This window comes from Helicobacter pylori NCTC 11637 = CCUG 17874 = ATCC 43504 = JCM 12093 (assembly GCF_900478295.1).
GTDB lineage: Bacteria > Campylobacterota > Campylobacteria > Campylobacterales > Helicobacteraceae > Helicobacter > Helicobacter pylori.
In genome coordinates, this window is sequence record NZ_LS483488.1 from 1,387,860 (window position 1) to 1,405,260 (window position 17,401).

Annotated in this window: 16 protein-coding genes; 3 read left to right on the forward strand and 13 right to left on the reverse strand. The window is 39.0% G+C overall.

Features of this window, described 5'->3' with window-relative positions:
- Positions 1-17 precede the first annotated feature (17 nt).
- The 11 genes from fliY to rpsO form a co-directional block, all read right to left on the reverse strand.
- Positions 18-881, reverse strand: coding sequence for a flagellar motor switch protein FliY (gene fliY / locus DQL14_RS06945; protein WP_108169206.1), 864 nt, complete (start codon positions 879-881; stop codon positions 18-20).
- Positions 882-884: 3 nt separating this feature from the next.
- Positions 885-1,949: a flagellar motor switch protein FliM gene (gene fliM / locus DQL14_RS06950; RefSeq protein WP_000763575.1), complete on the reverse strand. Its 1,065-nt coding sequence runs from the start codon at positions 1,947-1,949 to the stop codon at positions 885-887.
- Complete coding sequence (locus DQL14_RS06955; protein WP_108169207.1) at positions 1,942-2,709, reverse strand: RNA polymerase sigma factor FliA; 768 nt, start codon at positions 2,707-2,709, stop codon at positions 1,942-1,944. The genes fliM and DQL14_RS06955 overlap by 8 nt, the downstream gene beginning before the upstream one ends.
- Entirely contained in the window at positions 2,687-3,001 is a 315-nt protein-coding gene (locus tag DQL14_RS06960) for a hypothetical protein (RefSeq protein ID WP_000868000.1), read from the reverse strand. The genes DQL14_RS06955 and DQL14_RS06960 overlap by 23 nt, the downstream gene beginning before the upstream one ends.
- Positions 3,002-3,007: 6 nt before the next feature.
- Positions 3,008-3,892: a flagellum site-determining protein YlxH gene (gene ylxH, locus DQL14_RS06965; RefSeq protein ID WP_108169208.1), complete on the reverse strand. Its 885-nt coding sequence runs from the start codon at positions 3,890-3,892 to the stop codon at positions 3,008-3,010.
- The gene (gene flhF / locus DQL14_RS06970) at positions 3,889-5,265 is read right to left on the reverse strand and encodes a flagellar biosynthesis protein FlhF (protein WP_162296884.1); all 1,377 of its coding nucleotides are present in this window, start codon (positions 5,263-5,265) and stop codon (positions 3,889-3,891) included. The genes ylxH and flhF overlap by 4 nt, the downstream gene beginning before the upstream one ends.
- The gene (gene folK, locus DQL14_RS06975) at positions 5,262-5,750 is read right to left on the reverse strand and encodes a 2-amino-4-hydroxy-6-hydroxymethyldihydropteridine diphosphokinase (RefSeq protein ID WP_162296885.1); all 489 of its coding nucleotides are present in this window, start codon (positions 5,748-5,750) and stop codon (positions 5,262-5,264) included. The genes flhF and folK overlap by 4 nt, the downstream gene beginning before the upstream one ends.
- The gene (locus DQL14_RS06980; protein ID WP_108169211.1) at positions 5,750-6,823 is read right to left on the reverse strand and encodes an aminopeptidase; all 1,074 of its coding nucleotides are present in this window, start codon (positions 6,821-6,823) and stop codon (positions 5,750-5,752) included. The genes folK and DQL14_RS06980 overlap by 1 nt, the downstream gene beginning before the upstream one ends.
- A 13-nt stretch (positions 6,824-6,836) precedes the next feature.
- Positions 6,837-7,340: a type II 3-dehydroquinate dehydratase gene (gene aroQ, locus DQL14_RS06985; protein WP_000699289.1), complete on the reverse strand. Its 504-nt coding sequence runs from the start codon at positions 7,338-7,340 to the stop codon at positions 6,837-6,839.
- Positions 7,341-7,468: 128 nt separating this feature from the next.
- Positions 7,469-8,758 (reverse strand): O-antigen ligase family protein, encoded by a 1,290-nt coding sequence (locus DQL14_RS06990; RefSeq protein ID WP_108169212.1) that lies wholly within the window; start codon positions 8,756-8,758, stop codon positions 7,469-7,471.
- Positions 8,759-8,787: 29 nt separating this feature from the next.
- Positions 8,788-9,060: a 30S ribosomal protein S15 gene (rpsO, locus tag DQL14_RS06995; protein ID WP_108169213.1), complete on the reverse strand. Its 273-nt coding sequence runs from the start codon at positions 9,058-9,060 to the stop codon at positions 8,788-8,790.
- A gap of 135 nt (positions 9,061-9,195) precedes the next feature.
- Between rpsO and flhA the strand changes: the two genes are divergently transcribed.
- Both flhA and DQL14_RS07005 read left to right on the forward strand, forming a co-directional pair.
- A complete protein-coding gene (gene flhA / locus DQL14_RS07000; protein ID WP_024750853.1) occupies positions 9,196-11,397 on the forward strand; it encodes a flagellar biosynthesis protein FlhA in 2,202 nt (733 codons plus the stop codon).
- A 30-nt stretch (positions 11,398-11,427) separates the two neighbouring features.
- Positions 11,428-12,471 (forward strand): 3',5'-cyclic-nucleotide phosphodiesterase, encoded by a 1,044-nt coding sequence (locus tag DQL14_RS07005; protein WP_108169214.1) that lies wholly within the window; start codon positions 11,428-11,430, stop codon positions 12,469-12,471.
- A 504-nt stretch (positions 12,472-12,975) separates the two neighbouring features.
- On the opposite strand, the gene hsrA is transcribed toward DQL14_RS07005, so the two are convergent.
- A complete protein-coding gene (gene hsrA, locus DQL14_RS07015) occupies positions 12,976-13,647 on the reverse strand; it encodes a response regulator-like transcription factor HsrA (protein ID WP_001264984.1) in 672 nt (223 codons plus the stop codon).
- Positions 13,648-14,005: 358 nt separating this feature from the next.
- Complete coding sequence (locus DQL14_RS07020) at positions 14,006-15,118, reverse strand: metallophosphoesterase (RefSeq protein WP_108169216.1); 1,113 nt, start codon at positions 15,116-15,118, stop codon at positions 14,006-14,008.
- A 195-nt stretch (positions 15,119-15,313) separates the two neighbouring features.
- Between DQL14_RS07020 and acs the strand changes: the two genes are divergently transcribed.
- Complete coding sequence (gene acs, locus DQL14_RS07025) at positions 15,314-17,302, forward strand: acetate--CoA ligase (RefSeq protein ID WP_108169217.1); 1,989 nt, start codon at positions 15,314-15,316, stop codon at positions 17,300-17,302.
- Positions 17,303-17,401 lie beyond the last annotated feature (99 nt).

Consider the following 17,401-nt stretch of genomic DNA (forward strand, 5'->3'; position numbering starts at 1 on the left):
TTTTATGATAAAAAGATTTAATGTTTCAATTGTTCTAAGCGTTCTTTTTTAGTGCCAATATCCGTGATCTGAATACCAAAATTCCCATCCACGATCACCACTTCGCCCTTAGCGATCACTTTGTCATCTACAAGAATTTCCAAAGGGTCATTCACCAATTGATCCAACTCTACCACGCTCCCTATATCCATAGAGACCACATCTTTTAAAATCATCTTTTTTTGCCCGATGCGCACCTTAACATTCAATTTCACGTCTAAAAGCATGCTGATATTGCGGATTTCTATGTTTTCTAAAGACGCATCATGGTTTTTAACCTCTTCAGTAGCGCTCTGTGTCGTTTCTTCTTTTTCTTCTTTGTGCGTTTTTTCAAATTGGCGTTCAAAAGCCGCCGTAGTCAATAAAATGATTTGGCTTTCTTTGATGGCTTCCATTTTAAAAGAAAACACCATCGCTTTAGCGTAATCTTCTTTTTTAGGAAGCTCTTTAGCGATTTCAGCGTTCGTGGTAGTGAAATTGAGTTTGGGGAGCAATTCTTGAGACTTCAAGCTCGTAGCGATCGCACCAAAAATATTAGAAGCCATTTCTTTAAAAGCGTCTAAATCGTCATTATCCATTTCTTCCTTACTCGCCCCCTCACCTCCTAGCATCAAATCGCTTAAAGCGGTAACTAAAACTACCGGAGCCAGTAATTCAATAGAGCTCTCTTCTTTTTCAATCGCGCTAACCATGACTCTTGCATAAGGCGCACTGATTACCCCTAAAAAAGATTCTTCACTACTAGAAACTTCTTTTTCTAATCCCACGCTTGGAGCCTTACCCACTAACCCTTCTAAAGTAGAGACAACCTCTTGAATAAAAATCTTAATAAAATCTTGCATTTCTCACTCTTCTTCTATCTTCATAATATCGCCCACTTTGCCTCTGCGCTGCTCTTCTAACATTTCTAAAATTTCTTTAGTGCGTTCTTTTTCGCTATAGATCACTTCTTTAATTTGAATGGTTTTCCTATACCCTTGAAACCCCACGCTCGCTAAATAACGCTTTTTTTTATGCACATACACGCTCACTTCATCATTAGCGATCTTGTTCAACCGGATAGTATCCCCCACATCTAAATCCAACATTTCTTTCAAACTCAATTCCACCGCGCCCAAAAACACGATCATATCCACGCTCACCCCACTCAATAGCGCTTGCAATTCCTTATTACGGCTCTTTTTAGAGTTCGTTTCTGAAAGCATCAAATCCCTACTCCCCATTTTAGAAAGAATGCTCTCAATGGAAATCACCGGGTAACAAATATTCATCATCCCACGACTATGCCCGATAATAATCTCTAAAACCACCATGATAGAAATTTCATTTTGAGCGACGATTTGGACCACATTCGCGCTGGATTCTTTAGCGTCAATAGTAGGAAACATCTCCACCACGGGCGACCACACTTCTTTTAAAATTTGCATCACTTGGCGTAAAATCGTATCCAATAAATTCAATTCAATATCGCTAAACTCCCTGTTTTGATCATACGCGCTCCCCTTACCCCCTAATAGTCTGTCAATCATAGGGAAAGCGATGCTAGGATTAATCTCTAAAACCCCCGTTCCTCCCATAGGCTTCATGGAAAAGACATTAAAACTTGTAGGGCTAGGCAAACTCATCAAAAATTCGCCATAAGTCATTTGATCCACGCTATGGAGCTGAATCTCTACAATAGAACGCATGATAGAAGAAACTTGACTGGAAAGATTCCTAGCCATTTTGTCATGGATACTCCTAAAAGAGCGCAGTTGCTCCTTACTCACACGATTAGGGCGTTTGAAATCATAAAGGGTTACGCTGCGCTGCGGGATAATATCTTTTTTTTGGACATTTTGAATATCCACATTTTCATCAACGACTTCTAAAAGCGCATCAATTTCTTCTTGGCTTAAAATATCAGCCATGATCCACTCCTAAGGATTTACGCACCTTTTTAATCACTTCTTTAATGATTTGAGAAATGCGCGATTCAGTGATGCCTAAAATCTCTTTAATCTCGCTCAAATTCAACTCTTCAAAGTAATAAAGCTGGATAAGGATTTGCTCTCTTTCGCTCATTTGATTCAGCGCTTTTTGGACATGCTCTAACAACTCTTCTGCTTCAATTTTTTTAGTGATTTCATCTTGCTCAATCGCATTGAATTGTTCATCTATTGGCACTAACGCATAAATATCTGAAGCCGTTTTGGCTTCTTTAATTTTTTCAATATTTTCGCCTAAAGTTTGCGCTAAATACGCATCGCTAGGCTCTTTCCCATGCTCATTAAGGTGTTTGGTGATCTCAATATCAATGCTTTTAATCAGCTTTCTATTAGAGCGAGAAATCACATCTAAAGAGCGCAAATAATCTAACATCGCCCCATTGACACGAGTTTTAGCATACCCCCAAAAAGAATCGTTTAACGCGCTCTCATAACGCCTGGCTAATTTAATCAATTCTTCAGTGCCAATAGAAACCAGATCGTTAAAATCAATAGAGCTGGGCAAACGCTCTTTTAAACGAAACGCCATAGCGCGCACGGCCGGTAAATACTGGATAGCGAGCGCGTCTTGATGGTGGTGTTGCTGCTCATCATAAGCGTTCAAAACCTTTTCTATATTTTTTTCGTTGGTTTCAGTTTTTTGAATTTCTTTGGGCATTCTATTTTCCATCATCAAAATCATAACTTCTAATGTATTCTAAAATACTAGCCACTTCTTTTTCTCTGTTCTTAAACTCATGGTTGAAACGAAGCAAGCTCTCTTCAGTGCCTTTTTTGTCAAAAAGGCAAATATCTAAATCCGTGCAAGCGATAAAAATAGACGCAAACAACAACGCAATCAAGTATCCCCCAAGCGTGGATAACACCGTCCATAATAAAATGCTCTCTGGCTCATTGAATTTCAACACCGAAAACACTAACCCCAAAAAAAACCCTACCACAACAGAAAAATGGATAAAATTTTGCACTTTCATTCAAGCCTACCCCAAATAATTCAAAAGCCTTTTAAAAAAGCTTTTCAAACCTTCTTTTGGTATTTCTAAAGCGCCGGTTTCTAATTTAGAAACCAAAAGGCCCGCTATCTGATCAATGGATTGCGAAAACAAATCATTAGGGGCTATTTTTCTCAAAATTTTGCGCTCCCTCACATAGCGTTTCAATAAGGAGCTGTTTTCAATCGCTCCTAAGTAATGCAATTCTAATGAAGCGATATTGTTTTTAGCCACTTTAAACAGCCTTTCATAAGTCGCCCTGCCCTCTTTAGGTTGGGCTACCATGTTAGTAATAAGGAACAATTCATCTTTATTTTTGGAGTTGATTTTAATGCATGCGTACGCATCGGTAATCGCTGAAGGATCGGGGGTGGTAACAATCACCACACAATCGCTCGCGTTCAAAAACGCTTGCGTAGTGGCTCCAATCCCAGCGCCTGTATCAACCACAATATAATCCAAAGAGCTTAAAACCCCCTCTTCATCCACGAATTGATCTAAAGCTTCTGCGCCGCTAATGTATTTTAATATTTCTTCGCCGCTATCCCCGGGAATAAGGCAAAGCCCAGGTTCAATCTCGCAAATGATTTCTTGCAATTTGGCTTCACCCTTTAAGGCATGCAAGATATTTTTATGGGTTTTCACCCCAAAAATCACATCTAAATTCGCTAAACCAATATCCGCATCAAACACCCCTACCTTATAACCTTTCTTGTATAAAGAGTAGGCTAAATTAGCGCTAATATTGGATTTCCCCACGCCTCCCTTACCGCTTGTGATAGCGATGAATTTGGTATTCCCCTTATTATCAAAAAAACTTTTGGGGTTTTTAAGATTCATCAAATTATCTAAGCGGCTCGCTTGATTGTTCATGCTTGTTCCTTATTAGGGTTACTAAAGCCATCTAGCATGCAATCCACTAAATATTCATTAGTAGCCACTTTCAAATCCATAGGCACTTCTTGCCCAACAGAAAGATAGCTGATAGGCTTTTGGCTTTCATGCACTAAAGAAAACAAATTCCCTAACCCCCTACTCTCATCTAATTTCGTAAAGATTAAAGTGTCAATCCCTAACACCCCAAAAGAATCATAAATATCTTTCATGTCTTCATACTTAGTAGTAACTGAAAGCACTAAGGACACATCAATATTATAACCCCCATCTATAAATTCTTTCAAACCGGCAATTTTTTCTTTATCGTATTGCGAATGCCCTGTCGTATCCACTAAAATAAAATCGCAGTATTCCAAAGCTTCAATTTCTTTAGCAAAATCCTTAGCGTCAATCACCGCTTCTATACTCATTTTCATTTTATTAGCATACCAGCTTAATTGCTCCAAAGCCCCAATGCGATAATTGTCTAAAGTGATAATGCCTACCTTGTATTTTTTAGCTAACATCCTAGAATAGCGCGCGGCTAATTTAGCTAAAGTCGTCGTTTTCCCCACGCCTGTTGGCCCTACAAGCATTAAGATGCGTTTTTGCCTTAAATTCAAATCTTCAGGGCGGCACAAGATCATTTTGCGCAACACTTCTCTAAAATAACGCTTGATCGTTACGGAATTTTCCCGCATGCGTAAAGGCATCAATTCCAGGCTCAATTGCATGATTTCATCTAAATGGCTGGGTTTCATCCCGCTTTGTTTGGCCAGTTTGTAAATTTCGGCAAATTCTTGAGGGATATTGACAGAATTGGGGTTTTTCTCATCCCAAAACATGTTTTGAATGAGTTTCAGGCTGTCTCTGATTTTGCTTAATTGCAGATTGATGTCTTTAATCTCTTCTTCTTGTTTGACTTCTCTTTTTTCTCTTTCTTTTTTATGGTTGGCTTCATCTTTTAAGGCTTGCAATAAAGCGTCTTGCTTATTAGCCTCTAAAGGCGCATCCTCTAATGGAGCGTCTTTTTCTAAAAGGGTCTTATTTTTTGAAAAACTATAGTTGCACTGGCTGGATGAAACCCCGGCGAGTTTGCGCATTTCTTCTACAGTGCTTGAAAGCTGCATGACCACATCTTCTTCATTCAATTCTTCATCATACAAACTTTCTGGAATAAGGGGGGCTTTAGGGGGTTTGTTTTCGTTTTCTTCTTCAACCGCCACAACGATTTCATAAAGCCCAGAAGAAGTGAGCGTTTTTTTACGGATTTCTTGGGTTTTAAACACCAGCGTATCCACCCCATGGTGGCTTTGAGCGATCTTTAAAGCTTCAGCGGCCGTCTCCCCACTATAGGTATAGAATTTCACCACTCCCCTTTTTTAAAAAGAATTTGTTGCAAAGCCAACGGCACTAACACCGAATCCCTTTCACTCCATTTAGGATGAGGTAAAGCCAAATCATTCTGCCTTAAAATGACTTGATTAAAAGCGATAATATCAATGTCTAAAGTTCTTGGAGCGTCTTTAAAATCGCGCTTCCTTGCACGGCCAAAACGCCTTTCTATATAAAAAACCAGAGCAAAAAAATGGCGCAAACTTAAAGATGTTTTAAGGATGATCGTAGCGTTATAAAAGTTGGGTTGATTAGTGTAACCAAAAGGCGGATTGATATAAATGGGCGAAGAAAAAATTTTCCCGATTTTACTATGATTTTTAAAATACAAAAAACAATTTTTTAATATTTTTAAAGGATTTTTGAGATTAGATCCCAACCCTAAAACCACCCTGTTAGAAAAATCCAGCCTTTTTTTAAAAAGGCTAGGGAAAAAGCGGCTAGTAAGGATCTCTCGCATCACAAAAGCTCAGCCCTAGAATTTTTGATCACCACTAAATCTTCAATGCGCACCCCAAAAAACCCAGGGATATAAATCCCAGGCTCTATGGAAAACACCATGCCCTCTTCTAAAATGGTTTCACTGCGCGATGAAATATAGGGAAGCTCATGGATGTCTAAGCCAATGCCATGCCCAGTGCTGTGAGTGAAATATTGCCCATAACCATAATCGCTAATCACTCCCCTAGCCAAGCTGTCCGCTTCTTTACCGGTCATGCCCGCTCTAATGCCTGAAATAGCCTTTTCTTGCGCTTCTTTCACAATGTCATAAATCTTTTGACGCTCTTTATCCTTGAAACTCTGCTCTCTTTTGAAGACAAAATCTTTAGGGTCAAAAAAAGCCGTGCGAGTCCTGTCAGAGCAATAGCGTTCGTATTTGATCCCCATATCCAAAAGAATGCTGTGCTCCGCTTTTAAAAAATCCTTCGCACTAGGCAAAGCATGGGGCTTGCTCGCGTTCGCATTCAAGGCTAAAATAGGCTCAAAGCTCAGATCATAAACCCCCTCTCTAGTCAAAAAGTCCTTAACCTTATGCTGCAAATACCGCTCGCTCAACGACTCTTTTTCATCAAAAATCTTTTTCACATACTCGGCAAAATTTTCAAAAGCTTCAACATTCAGCGCTTGAGATTTTTTGAGAAGTTGGATTTCATGCTCGTTTTTAATGATGCGTTTTTGGCGGTGGTAACTAGGCACGCCCTCTAAAGCAACCTTATCCCCAAGCGCTGAATTTAAACGCTTGTAGGTTTGTAAATTCACTTGATTGGGGTCAAAAAAGAGTTTTTTAACCGAACTTTTTGCGATCAAATCAACCGCACTTCGCGCTAAATCGCTAGATTCTACCACTTCCGCTAAAACGCCATTTTTAGGCTGAACGCTTTCTTTAGCTTCTTGAGTGTAGCGAGAATCAGTGATAAAAAACGAGCGATCGTCTAATTGCAAAAACAAAGCGTTATCGCAACTATAAGCGCACTCAAAAAACATCGCGTTTTCATTGAGCGTGAAATGCGATTCTCTCTCTAATCCACTCATCAATAACCCCCTTTTATTTTTGATTGTTAATGGGGTTATTAGGGTTGTTTTGTTGGGCTTCTTGGAACGCTTTCATCTCGGCTAAAATATTGACCATCGCCATTAAAGCCATGTTGTAACCAAGCGGGCCAAATCCCATGATCACGCCTCCACAAGCCGCTCCGGTGTAAGAATTTTTCCTGAATTCTTCTCTAGCTTGAATGTTAGTGAGATGCACTTCAATAACGGGTTTGCCCGCTAGCATGATCGCATCCGCAATCGCAATAGAAGTGTGCGAAAACGCTCCAGGGTTAATGATAATCCCTTCATAATCGCTGCCCACGCTCTCTTGGATCTTGTCAATGATTTCGCCCTCAAAATTGGTTTGAAAAAACTCTAATTCCACATCTAAATTGCCTTGTTTCACGAAAGTTTGCATGATTTCATGGATTTGGTCTAAGGTTACCATGCCATAAAGTCTTGGGTCTCTGTGTCCTAACATGTTTAAATTAGGCCCTTGAATCACTAAAATTTTCATTATTTATTTCTCCTTGTTGAATATGGAATGAAACCGCATTATAGCATAAGTTTTTATCTTACCCCTTAAATCCCCTAAGAACGCATTGTCAAGAAACTACCGCTTGACTAACATCAAACCCTTTGATGCTAAAAAGCGCTTTTATCCTTTTTTAAAAAAACAGCCATCATGATTATTCCTACAAAAAAACTTCCCGTAATGAAGAAATCAAAGGGGTCAAACCCGATGCCAAAAATGAGGTAAAAAGCGAGTGTCGTTAATATAAAGAGCGATATTAAAGAATTTTGCTTGATCCCACTCCAAAAAATCTTTACAATAACTAATAAAAAAAAGAGCCAGATCAAAAAGCCTATGATCCCCCTAGTGGCTAAAACATGAATGATTTGATTGTCGTATCTTTCATAACAAAGAATCAAATCTTTGGCTCTATAAGACTTTGATAAGGATAAAATCTCTTCTAACCTCTGACATTTCTCGCTAGCGGCCATACCAAACAAGGGCCTTAAACGCAAAACCGTTAGGGCTTCTTTCCAGCGCTCCAAACGCCACCCGATACTGCTATCAGCGTCCTTTTTAGCGTAGCGTTTCAAATCCTCTTCAAAGCTTTGGTTTTGAACCCTAGATTGCTCTATTGCCCCCTTTTTTTCTAAAGCGTTACTCCCCATATACAAAGTGCTCAAAACAAGACTCACAACGATCATATAACCCAATGGTCTGAGCGATTTTTTGGCGTATAAAATAAAGCAAGAAAGGATTAAAAAAGTAGCTACAAAGGCGATTGTCGCGCTCCTTGTAGCGCTTAAAATAACGACTAAAAACCCCACAAAAACAGAAAGCGTGAAAAAAAGTTTCTCTTTTTGATTGTGCGAATAAAGCGCATAAATATAACAGCCTAAAATGGAAACGCTCACTAAAACCACATACTCCTTAACCGTGCTAAACCCTTGCGCTCTGGGCATGTTAAAATAAATTTTTTGCACTAATGAAAGCAAGCCGTTAATGAAATTTGCAACAGTCATGCTATAAAAAAGGACTTTTTGATTCAATTTGATTCTTAAACGGCTGGCAAAAAGCAAGCATAACGCCCCGCAAGCGTAAGTTAAGGACATGTTTAGAGCGAATAAATTGTAGCGGAAAGTTTGGCTATCATACATGTTAAACATGTTAGGGAAGATGCTTAAAAACACGCCCAAAAAAGCCAGAGTGAGCCATTTGAAAGGCATGGTTTTTAAATGATTAATCGTGAAAGTTTCTTTCAAAGACGCTTGGAAATAACACCTAAAAAACAAAAAAACCATTAAAACAATCAACAAAACTTGAGTTAAAGGCTTTTTAAACGAAGTGAGAAAAAAAAGGGCAAAAATTAAAGTGAAAACAGAGTCCGCACTAAAAAAGGCTTTCAAACGCTCTTTCAACACAAACTCGCCATACCCTAAAACCGATAAAATTATCTGTCTTTAATGCCTAACTTTTCAATCAAAACCACATAACGCGCATGATCGGTGCGTTTGATGTATTTCAACAAGTTGCGTCTTTGAGCGACTAATTTTAAAAGCCCTAAACGACTGGAATGATCTTTGGGGTTAGCCTTTAAATGCTCGGTTAAAAGCCTGATCCTTTCATTCAACAACGCCACTTGCACCTCACAAGAACCCGTATCGTTTTGCTTAGTGGCAAACGCCTTAATGATTTCTTGTTTTTTCTCCAGATTCAAAGCCATAACGACCTCCTAATTGGTAATTTAATAAAGATCGCATTATAGCGTAAAATAAGCTTTTTTGTGTCATACTTTTAAACTTTATATTATAATAAGAGACAAACACACCTACCGAAATTAAGGCATTGATTTTAGATTATGGCAAACGAACGCTCCAAATTAGCTTTTAAAAAGACTTTCCCTGTCTTTAAACGCTTTTTGCAATCCAAAGACTTAGCCCTTGTGGTCTTTGTGATCGCTATTTTAGCGATCATTATCGTGCCGTTACCGCCTTTTGTATTGGATTTTTTACTCACGATTTCTATCGCGCTATCGGTGTTGATTATTTTAATCGGGCTTTATATTGACAAGCCGACTGATTTTAGCGCTTTCCCCACTTTATTGCTCATTGTAACCTTGTACCGCTTGGCTTTAAATGTCGCCACGACTAGAATGATTTTAACGCAAGGCTATAAAGGGCCTAGCGCGGTGAGCGATATTATCACGGCGTTTGGGGAATTTAGCGTGAGCGGGAATTATGTGATTGGGGCTATTATCTTTAGTATTTTAGTGTTAGTGAATTTATTAGTGGTTACTAATGGCTCTACTCGGGTGACTGAAGTTAGGGCGCGATTCGCTCTAGACGCTATGCCAGGAAAGCAAATGGCGATTGATGCGGATTTAAATTCAGGGCTTATTGATGATAAGGAAGCTAAAAAACGGCGTGCCGCTCTAAGCCAAGAAGCGGATTTTTATGGCGCGATGGATGGCGCGTCAAAATTTGTCAAAGGCGATGCAATCGCTTCTATCATTATCACGCTTATCAATATTATTGGAGGGTTTTTAGTGGGCGTGTTCCAAAGGGATATGAGTTTGAGCTTTAGCGCTAGCACTTTCACTATCCTAACCATTGGCGATGGGCTTGTAGGGCAAATCCCTGCCTTAATCATTGCGACAGCGACCGGTATTGTCGCCACTCGCACCACGCAAAACGAAGAAGAGGACTTTGCTTCCAAACTCATCACACAGCTCACCAATAAAAGCAAAACTTTAGTGATTGTGGGAGCGATTTTATTGCTTTTTGCAACCATTCCTGGACTCCCTACCTTTTCTTTAGCGTTTGTAGGGGCTCTCTTTTTATTCATCGCATGGCTGATTAGCAGGGAGGGAAAAGACGGACTGCTCACTAAATTAGAAAATTATTTGAGTCAAAAATTCGGCTTGGATTTGAGCGAAAAACCCCACAGCTCCAAAATCAAACCCCACACCCCAACCACAAGGGCTAAAACCCAAGAAGAGCTTAAAAGAGAAGAAGAACAAGCGATTGATGAAGTGTTAAAAATTGAATTTTTAGAACTGGCTTTAGGCTATCAGCTCATCAGCTTAGCGGACATGAAACAAGGGGGCGATTTGTTAGAAAGGATTAGGGGTATTAGAAAAAAGATAGCGAGCGATTATGGTTTTTTGATGCCTCAAATTAGGATCAGGGATAATTTGCAGCTCCCCCCAACGCATTATGAAATCAAGCTTAAGGGCATTGTGATTGGTGAAGGCATGGTGATGCCGGATAAGTTTTTAGCCATGAATACCGGTTTTGTGAATAAAGAAATTGAAGGCATTCCTACTAAAGAGCCGGCTTTTGGGATGGACGCTTTATGGATTGAAACTAAAAATAAAGAAGAAGCCATCATTCAAGGCTACACTATTATTGATCCAAGCACCGTTATTGCGACGCACACCAGTGAATTAGTGAAAAAATACGCTGAAGATTTTATCACTAAAGATGAAGTGAAATCCCTTTTAGAGCGCTTGGCTAAAGATTATCCTACAATTGTAGAAGAGAGTAAAAAAATCCCCACCGGTGCGATCCGCTCAGTCTTGCAAGCCTTGTTGCATGAAAAAATCCCCATTAAGGACATGCTCACTATTTTGGAAACGATTACCGATATTGCCCCGTTGGTTCAAAACGATGTGAATATCTTAACCGAACAAGTGAGGGCGAGGCTTTCTAGGGTGATCACTAACGCTTTTAAATCTGAAGACGGGCGTTTGAAATTTTTAACCTTTTCTACCGATAGCGAACAATTTTTGCTTAATAAATTGCGAGAAAATGGCACTTCTAAGAGCCTGCTGCTCAATGTGGGCGAATTGCAAAAACTCATTGAAGGGGTCTCTGAAGAGGCCATGAAAGTCTTGCAAAAAGGGATCGCTCCGGTGATTTTGATCGTAGAGCCTAATTTAAGAAAAGCCCTTTTTAATCAAATGGAGCAGGCCAGGATTGATGTGGTCGTGCTAAGCCATGCGGAATTAGATCCTAACTCTAATTTTGAAGCCTTAGGCACGATCCATATTAACTTTTAATGGATAAATAATTAATAAAAAAGGAGAACGATGCAAGTTTACCACCTTTCACACATTGATTTAGACGGCTATGCATGCCAGCTTGTTTCAAAACAATTTTTTAAAAATATCCAATGCTATAACGCTAATTACGGGCGTGAAGTCTCAGCGAGAATTTATGAGATTTTAAACGCGATCGCTCAATCTAAGGAGAATGAATTCCTTATTTTGATTAGCGATTTGAATCTGAATTTGAATGAAGCAGAGTATTTGCAAGATAAAATCCAAGAACACCGCTTGCAAAATAAAAACATTCAAATCCAGCTTTTGGATCACCATATCAGCGGTAAGGAAGTGGCTGAGAGTTTCCATTGGTATTTTTTAGACACGAACCGTTGCGCGACTAAAATCGTGTATGAGTTTTTAAAAAAGCATTACGCGATTTTAGAGTCAAAAAACACAACATGGCTAGAGCCTTTGGTGAAAATGGTCAATTCTGTGGATATTTGGGACACGCAAGGTTATGGCTTTGAATTAGGCAAGGTGTGTATGCGCATGATTAACCAAAGCTCTGAATTGAATCGTTTCATGTTTGATGATGAAAACCGCGATTATAAATTAAAGCTTTTAGAAGAAGTTAAAAACTATTTGTTTTTAGAAAATGCCCCTGTAGCCTATGATAACGATTTATTCAGGCTCAAAAAAATCGCTTTAGGGGGCGACCCTGATACAGAAACGATGGACAATATTTCTTCAAACGCGCAAACGCATTTGCTCTCTTTAAAAAAGCATGATTGCAGCGTTTATTACCAGGATAAAAAAGGGTTTTTAAGTTATTCTATGGGGGGTATTAGCGTGTTGGCTAACCTTTTTTTAACGCAAAATCCGGATTTTGATTTTTATATAGATGTGAATTCTAAAGGGAATGTGAGCTTAAGAGCGAACGGGAATTGCGATGTGTGCGAACTCAGTCAAATGTGTTTTAATGGGGGCGGGCATAGGAATGCGAGCGGAGGCAAGATTGATGGCTTTAGAGAAAGCTTTAATTACAGGGATATTAAAGAACAAATTGAAGAAATCTTTAATAACGCTTAAATTAAGCTGTTTGTAAAAAGCTAACAAAAACTAACAAGAGTTTAAAAACTCTTTTTGGAAGGTTTAAAAATTTTCATTCCGTCGTTTTATGGCAAGAACTCATTTTTTAAGGGGATAAGGAGTATTTTAAAACAACTTCTCCCCCTACAAACCTCCAACTAACCCCCATAACCCCCCAAAAGAGCGCTTAAAAATGCTTGATTAAAATCAAGCTCTTTTAATCATTTGATTGTAAAGAATGTTTTTAGCATTCTTTAAGTTTTATGGCCAATATTTGACAGAGCCAAAGTTTGCATTTTTGTGTTTTGATGGGTATTTAAATCCATGAATTGATACGAATCTATTTTAGTGTTTTTAACCAAAATACCCTACTGATCGCAGATAAAACGATTATGCCCCCTGGCTAAACACCAACTTGATATGAGTGCCTCTACTATGGCTATTAAAATATTTGATTTTACCCGCTCCACACCCTCATTCTGATCTATTTTTAGCAAAAAGAATTTATTCTTCACACGCCGGTTTTGGGTAGCAAAAACGATAGCCTCTGCGTCTCACGGTTTCAACCGTGGAAATCCCCAAGGGTTTATCCATTTTTTGGCGGATTTGATTGATAGCCACTTCAATGACATTAGGGGTAACCATTTCAGGCTCTTCCCAAATAGCGTCTAAAAGCTGTTCTTTGGAGACGATTTGATCCCTATGTCTGGCAAGATGGGTCAGCACTTCAAAAGGCTTCCCTTTCACTTCAACTTCACGCCCCTTGTAAATAATCTTTTCTTCATCAGGGCTAATGGTCAAATCCCCAATTTCAATCACATTAGAACCCCAAAACCTCAAACGAGCCTCAATCCTTGCGACTAAAGCCTTAATGCTGCGATAAGGTTTAGCGATATAATCGTCCGCGCCTTGCTCAAACGCATGGACTTCTTCCTCGCTTGTAGGGTTATCCGAAGAAACTAAAACAACAATAGAAGAATGCTTTTCCTTGATTCTAGAAACAAAACTTAAAGCATTTTTATCACTAACCATAACCAAGTCATAATTCCTAATATCCATAAGATATTCCCCATCCTCTAAACTCTCTGTTACATCAGCCATAAAGCCTTTAACATTTAAGCCCTTTTCAATTTCTCCACCCAAAACAGAATTTTTTTCAATCAGTAGAACGCGCATGGTGTATGACTCCTGCATTTAAGAGTAATTCGAACACTGATTATATCATAATTTTAAATTAGTTTAAGAAAATATTAATAAAAGTTATTGCTTGATTAAAATCAAGCCCTTGATTGTTAGTTGTAAAAAATGCCTTTGAGCGTTTTTATGGATAATTTTTAAAATCATTTACTAAAAATCACCATTTTATTGTATAATCACAAATCCAACCATTCCTTATGGTTTGGTTGGCACCGCTTAAGATTGAAGGGTCACCTCCCCCTCCTTTCCCTTTGTCTTGGCGGTTGTTTTTAACTCCTTGTTTTGATCCTTATTTTTAACCGCTTGATTACGATTAAGATTTTAAGATTTTGTTCAACTAAGCTTGATTTTTAGGTAAAAGCCTAAGGTATGCGATCTCGCTAGGGGCTAAAAACCTTAAAGGAACACCCCAATACCCTGCCCCACTACTCACATAAATTTGAGTGGTGCCGCTGTGCTCGTATAAACCATATAAATAGGTTTGCGCTAACTTGACTAAAAGGCTAAAAGGAAAGATTTGCCCTGCATGGGTATGCCCTGAAAGCACTAAATCTACAGAGTGGCTTTCTTTGAGGCTTCTAATTTGTTTGGGCTGGTGGGCTAAAAGGATCGTGGGCTTACTCTCATTGCGTTTTTTTAAAGCTTTGTCAATATCAGGGGCAAAATTTTGATGCTTCCTTGCGAAATAATCATACACGCCGCACAAATTAATTCCTCCTAGATTCACGCACTCATTCCCTAAAATCGTTAAATTAAGCGTGTCAAGAAACGATAAAATCGGCTCTATACCATGATAATACTCATGATTTCCTGGCACATAAAAAGTGCCATGCGTGCTTTTAAGGTTGTTTAAGGGCAGTAAAAAAGATTTGACTTTTTCAATGCTTTCATCCACTAAATCCCCCCCAATCAGCACCATATCCACTTCTTTTTGATTGACTTCTTCTACAATGTAATCAACAAAATCTTTTTGCAACAAACTCCCCACATGCATGTCTGTGAGTAAAATAATCTTTAATTCTTTGTCTAGCTTGTCCAAATAAATAGGGGTTTCTTTGATTTTAGGGCGGGCTAATCCTTCATAAAACCCGCGCCAAAAATACCCTAATAGCGCCAGATAAAACCCCAATTTTAAAAAGTTTTTTAAACTTTTACGCCTTGAATGCAAAAAATCTATTTTTTCTATGGAGTAGGAAAACCCGTAAAAACTCAAAGAAAGGATAAAAATAATAAAAGATACAAACGAACACGCTGAAGTCAAAACAAACAAATGGCTAGGCATGTTATTTCTATAAAAAGCAAAAGCTGCCTCGCCTACGCTCAAAAGGATAAAAAACCCTAAATAAGCGTATTGAGAGATTTTCTTTAAGGTTAAAAACGATTTCAACATCCTAAAAGAACTATAATTCAAAAGACACAAAACCAATAAAAACGCTATGGAGATCAGCATACCACCCTTTTTGTAGTCATAATGTTCTACTATATTAGCATATTAACGCTAATACACCCTTTAGGTTTCATCGTGCTATTTCCTTTTTTATCAGTCTCAATCCCCACAGAAAGAGAAAAGTATCCCTCCCTTTAAAAGAGTGTGAGTTTGGATATAATAATAAAAATGCGCTTAAAGCCATAGAAAGGAGATATAATGCAATTAGACGAAGATTTAGAATTCGCTAAAAAAATCTTTAACCCTAACAGAGCGTTTGCCAAGCAAGCCAGGATTAAAAACATGTGCGAATATAAGGATTTGGTGCATGAAGCCAATGAAGATTACGAACATTTTTGGGGCGAGTTAGCCAAGCAAAAACTCACATGGTTTAAACCTTTTGATAAGGTTTTAAACAGCGATAACGCCCCTTTTTTCAAATGGTTTGAAAACGGCAAAATCAATGTTTCTTACAATTGCATAGACAGGCATTTAAAAGACAAAAAAAATAAAGTGGCGATCATTTTTGAAGGGGAAATGGGGGATTATAATGTCATCACTTACAGAAAACTCCACTCTGAAGTCAATAAAACAGCCAACCTTTTAAAAAACGAATTCAATGTCAAAAAAGGCGACAGAGTCATTATCTATATGCCCATGATTGTAGAAAGCGTTTATATGATGCTCGCATGCGCTAGGATTGGAGCGATCCATAGCATCGTTTTTGCTGGGTTTAGCCCTGAAGCCTTAAGGGATAGGATCAACGATGCTCAAGCTAAATTAGTTATCACAGCGGATGGGACTTTTAGAAAAGGCAAACCTTACATGCTCAAGCTAGCCCTTGACAAGGCTCTAGAAAATAACGCCTGCCCTAGCGTGGAAAAAGCGCTCATTGTGATACGAAACGCCAGAGAGATTGACTATGTGAGAGGGCGCGATTTTGTCTATAATGAAATGGTCAATTACCAATCCGATAAATGCGAACCTGAAATGATGGACTCTGAAGATCCTTTATTCTTGCTCTATACAAGCGGATCAACCGGAAAGCCTAAAGGCGTTCAACACAGCAGTGCAGGGTATTTGTTATGGGCGCAAATGACGATGGAGTGGGTTTTTGATATTAGAGATAACGATAATTTTTGGTGCACCGCTGATATTGGTTGGATCACAGGGCACACTTATGTGGTTTATGGGCCTTTAGCTTGCGGGGCAACGACTTTGATACTAGAAGGCACGATGTCTTATCCGGATTATGGGAGATGGTGGAGGATGATAGAAGAATACCGCGTGGATAAATTCTACACTTCCCCCACCGCTATAAGAATGCTGCATGCTAAAGGCGAAAACGAACCCTTAAAGTATAATTTAGAATCGCTCAAAGTTTTAGGAACGGTAGGAGAGCCCATTAACCCTACGGCATGGAAATGGTTTTATGAAAAAATCGGTAACTCAAAATGCAGTATCGTGGATACTTGGTGGCAAACAGAAACAGGCGGGCATATCATCAGCCCTTTACCGGGAGCTACGCCTATAAGGGCCAGCTGTGCGACTTTACCTTTGCCTGGAATCCATGCAGAAGTTTTAAACGAAGACGGCACCAAAACAAAGCCCGGAGAGCAAGGGTTTTTATGCATCACTAAGCCATGGCCTTCTATGGTAAGAAACATTTGGGGCGATGAAAAACGATACATTGATAGCTATTTTTCTCAGATCAAGTTGAATGGGGAATATGTCTACCTCTCTGGAGATGGCGCTATCGTGGATGAAAACGGATACATCACTATTATTGGACGCACAGATGATATTGTGAATGTGAGCGGGCATAGGATTGGCACGGCTGAAGTGGAGAGCGCTATTTCTAAACATGAAATGGTGGTTGAATGCGCGGTAGTGGGTATCCCTGATACGATTAAAGGAGAGGGCTTGTTTGCGTTTGTGGTGCTGTGCGATGGGGCTAAATGCAATCTTGGCGAGAGTTTAGAATTGTTAAAAGAAATGAATCATATCTTATCCGTTGAAATTGGAAAGATCGCTAAATTAGACAATGTCATGTATGTGCCAGGTTTGCCTAAAACCAGGAGCGGGAAAATCATGAGAAGGCTTTTGAAATCTATCGCCAAAAAAGAGCCCATCACTCAAGATTTAAGCACGCTAGAAGATGTGAATGTGGTTAAAGAAATAATGAGTATCGTTCAAATGGAAGAGTGAAATCTCAAAAATGCTTTTTGGCGTTTTTTAGCCAAATAACAAGAGCCAATTTCAATCCAGCGATAATCTCTTATAGGGTGTGCAAACGCTACCGATTAG

What these genes read in the sequence shown, in the direction of transcription:
- DQL14_RS06960 (WP_000868000.1), bottom strand. Translation starts at nt 3,001, where the DNA reads ATGAAAGTGCAAAATTTTATCCATTTTTCTGTTGTGGTAGGGTTTTTT.
- rpsO (WP_108169213.1), bottom strand. Translation starts at nt 9,060, where the DNA reads ATGGCTTTGAATCTGGAGAAAAAACAAGAAATCATTAAGGCGTTTGCC.
- fliY (WP_108169206.1), bottom strand. Translation starts at nt 881, where the DNA reads ATGCAAGATTTTATTAAGATTTTTATTCAAGAGGTTGTCTCTACTTTA.
- acs (WP_108169217.1), top strand. Translation starts at nt 15,314, where the DNA reads ATGCAATTAGACGAAGATTTAGAATTCGCTAAAAAAATCTTTAACCCT.
- fliM (WP_000763575.1), bottom strand. Translation starts at nt 1,949, where the DNA reads ATGGCTGATATTTTAAGCCAAGAAGAAATTGATGCGCTTTTAGAAGTC.
- ylxH (WP_108169208.1), bottom strand. Translation starts at nt 3,892, where the DNA reads ATGAACAATCAAGCGAGCCGCTTAGATAATTTGATGAATCTTAAAAAC.
- flhA (WP_024750853.1), top strand. Translation starts at nt 9,196, where the DNA reads ATGGCAAACGAACGCTCCAAATTAGCTTTTAAAAAGACTTTCCCTGTC.
- hsrA (WP_001264984.1), bottom strand. Translation starts at nt 13,647, where the DNA reads ATGCGCGTTCTACTGATTGAAAAAAATTCTGTTTTGGGTGGAGAAATT.
- folK (WP_162296885.1), bottom strand. Translation starts at nt 5,750, where the DNA reads ATGCGAGAGATCCTTACTAGCCGCTTTTTCCCTAGCCTTTTTAAAAAA.
- DQL14_RS06980 (WP_108169211.1), bottom strand. Translation starts at nt 6,823, where the DNA reads ATGAGTGGATTAGAGAGAGAATCGCATTTCACGCTCAATGAAAACGCG.
- DQL14_RS07005 (WP_108169214.1), top strand. Translation starts at nt 11,428, where the DNA reads ATGCAAGTTTACCACCTTTCACACATTGATTTAGACGGCTATGCATGC.
- aroQ (WP_000699289.1), bottom strand. Translation starts at nt 7,340, where the DNA reads ATGAAAATTTTAGTGATTCAAGGGCCTAATTTAAACATGTTAGGACAC.
- DQL14_RS07020 (WP_108169216.1), bottom strand. Translation starts at nt 15,118, where the DNA reads ATGCTGATCTCCATAGCGTTTTTATTGGTTTTGTGTCTTTTGAATTAT.
- DQL14_RS06955 (WP_108169207.1), bottom strand. Translation starts at nt 2,709, where the DNA reads ATGATTTTGATGATGGAAAATAGAATGCCCAAAGAAATTCAAAAAACT.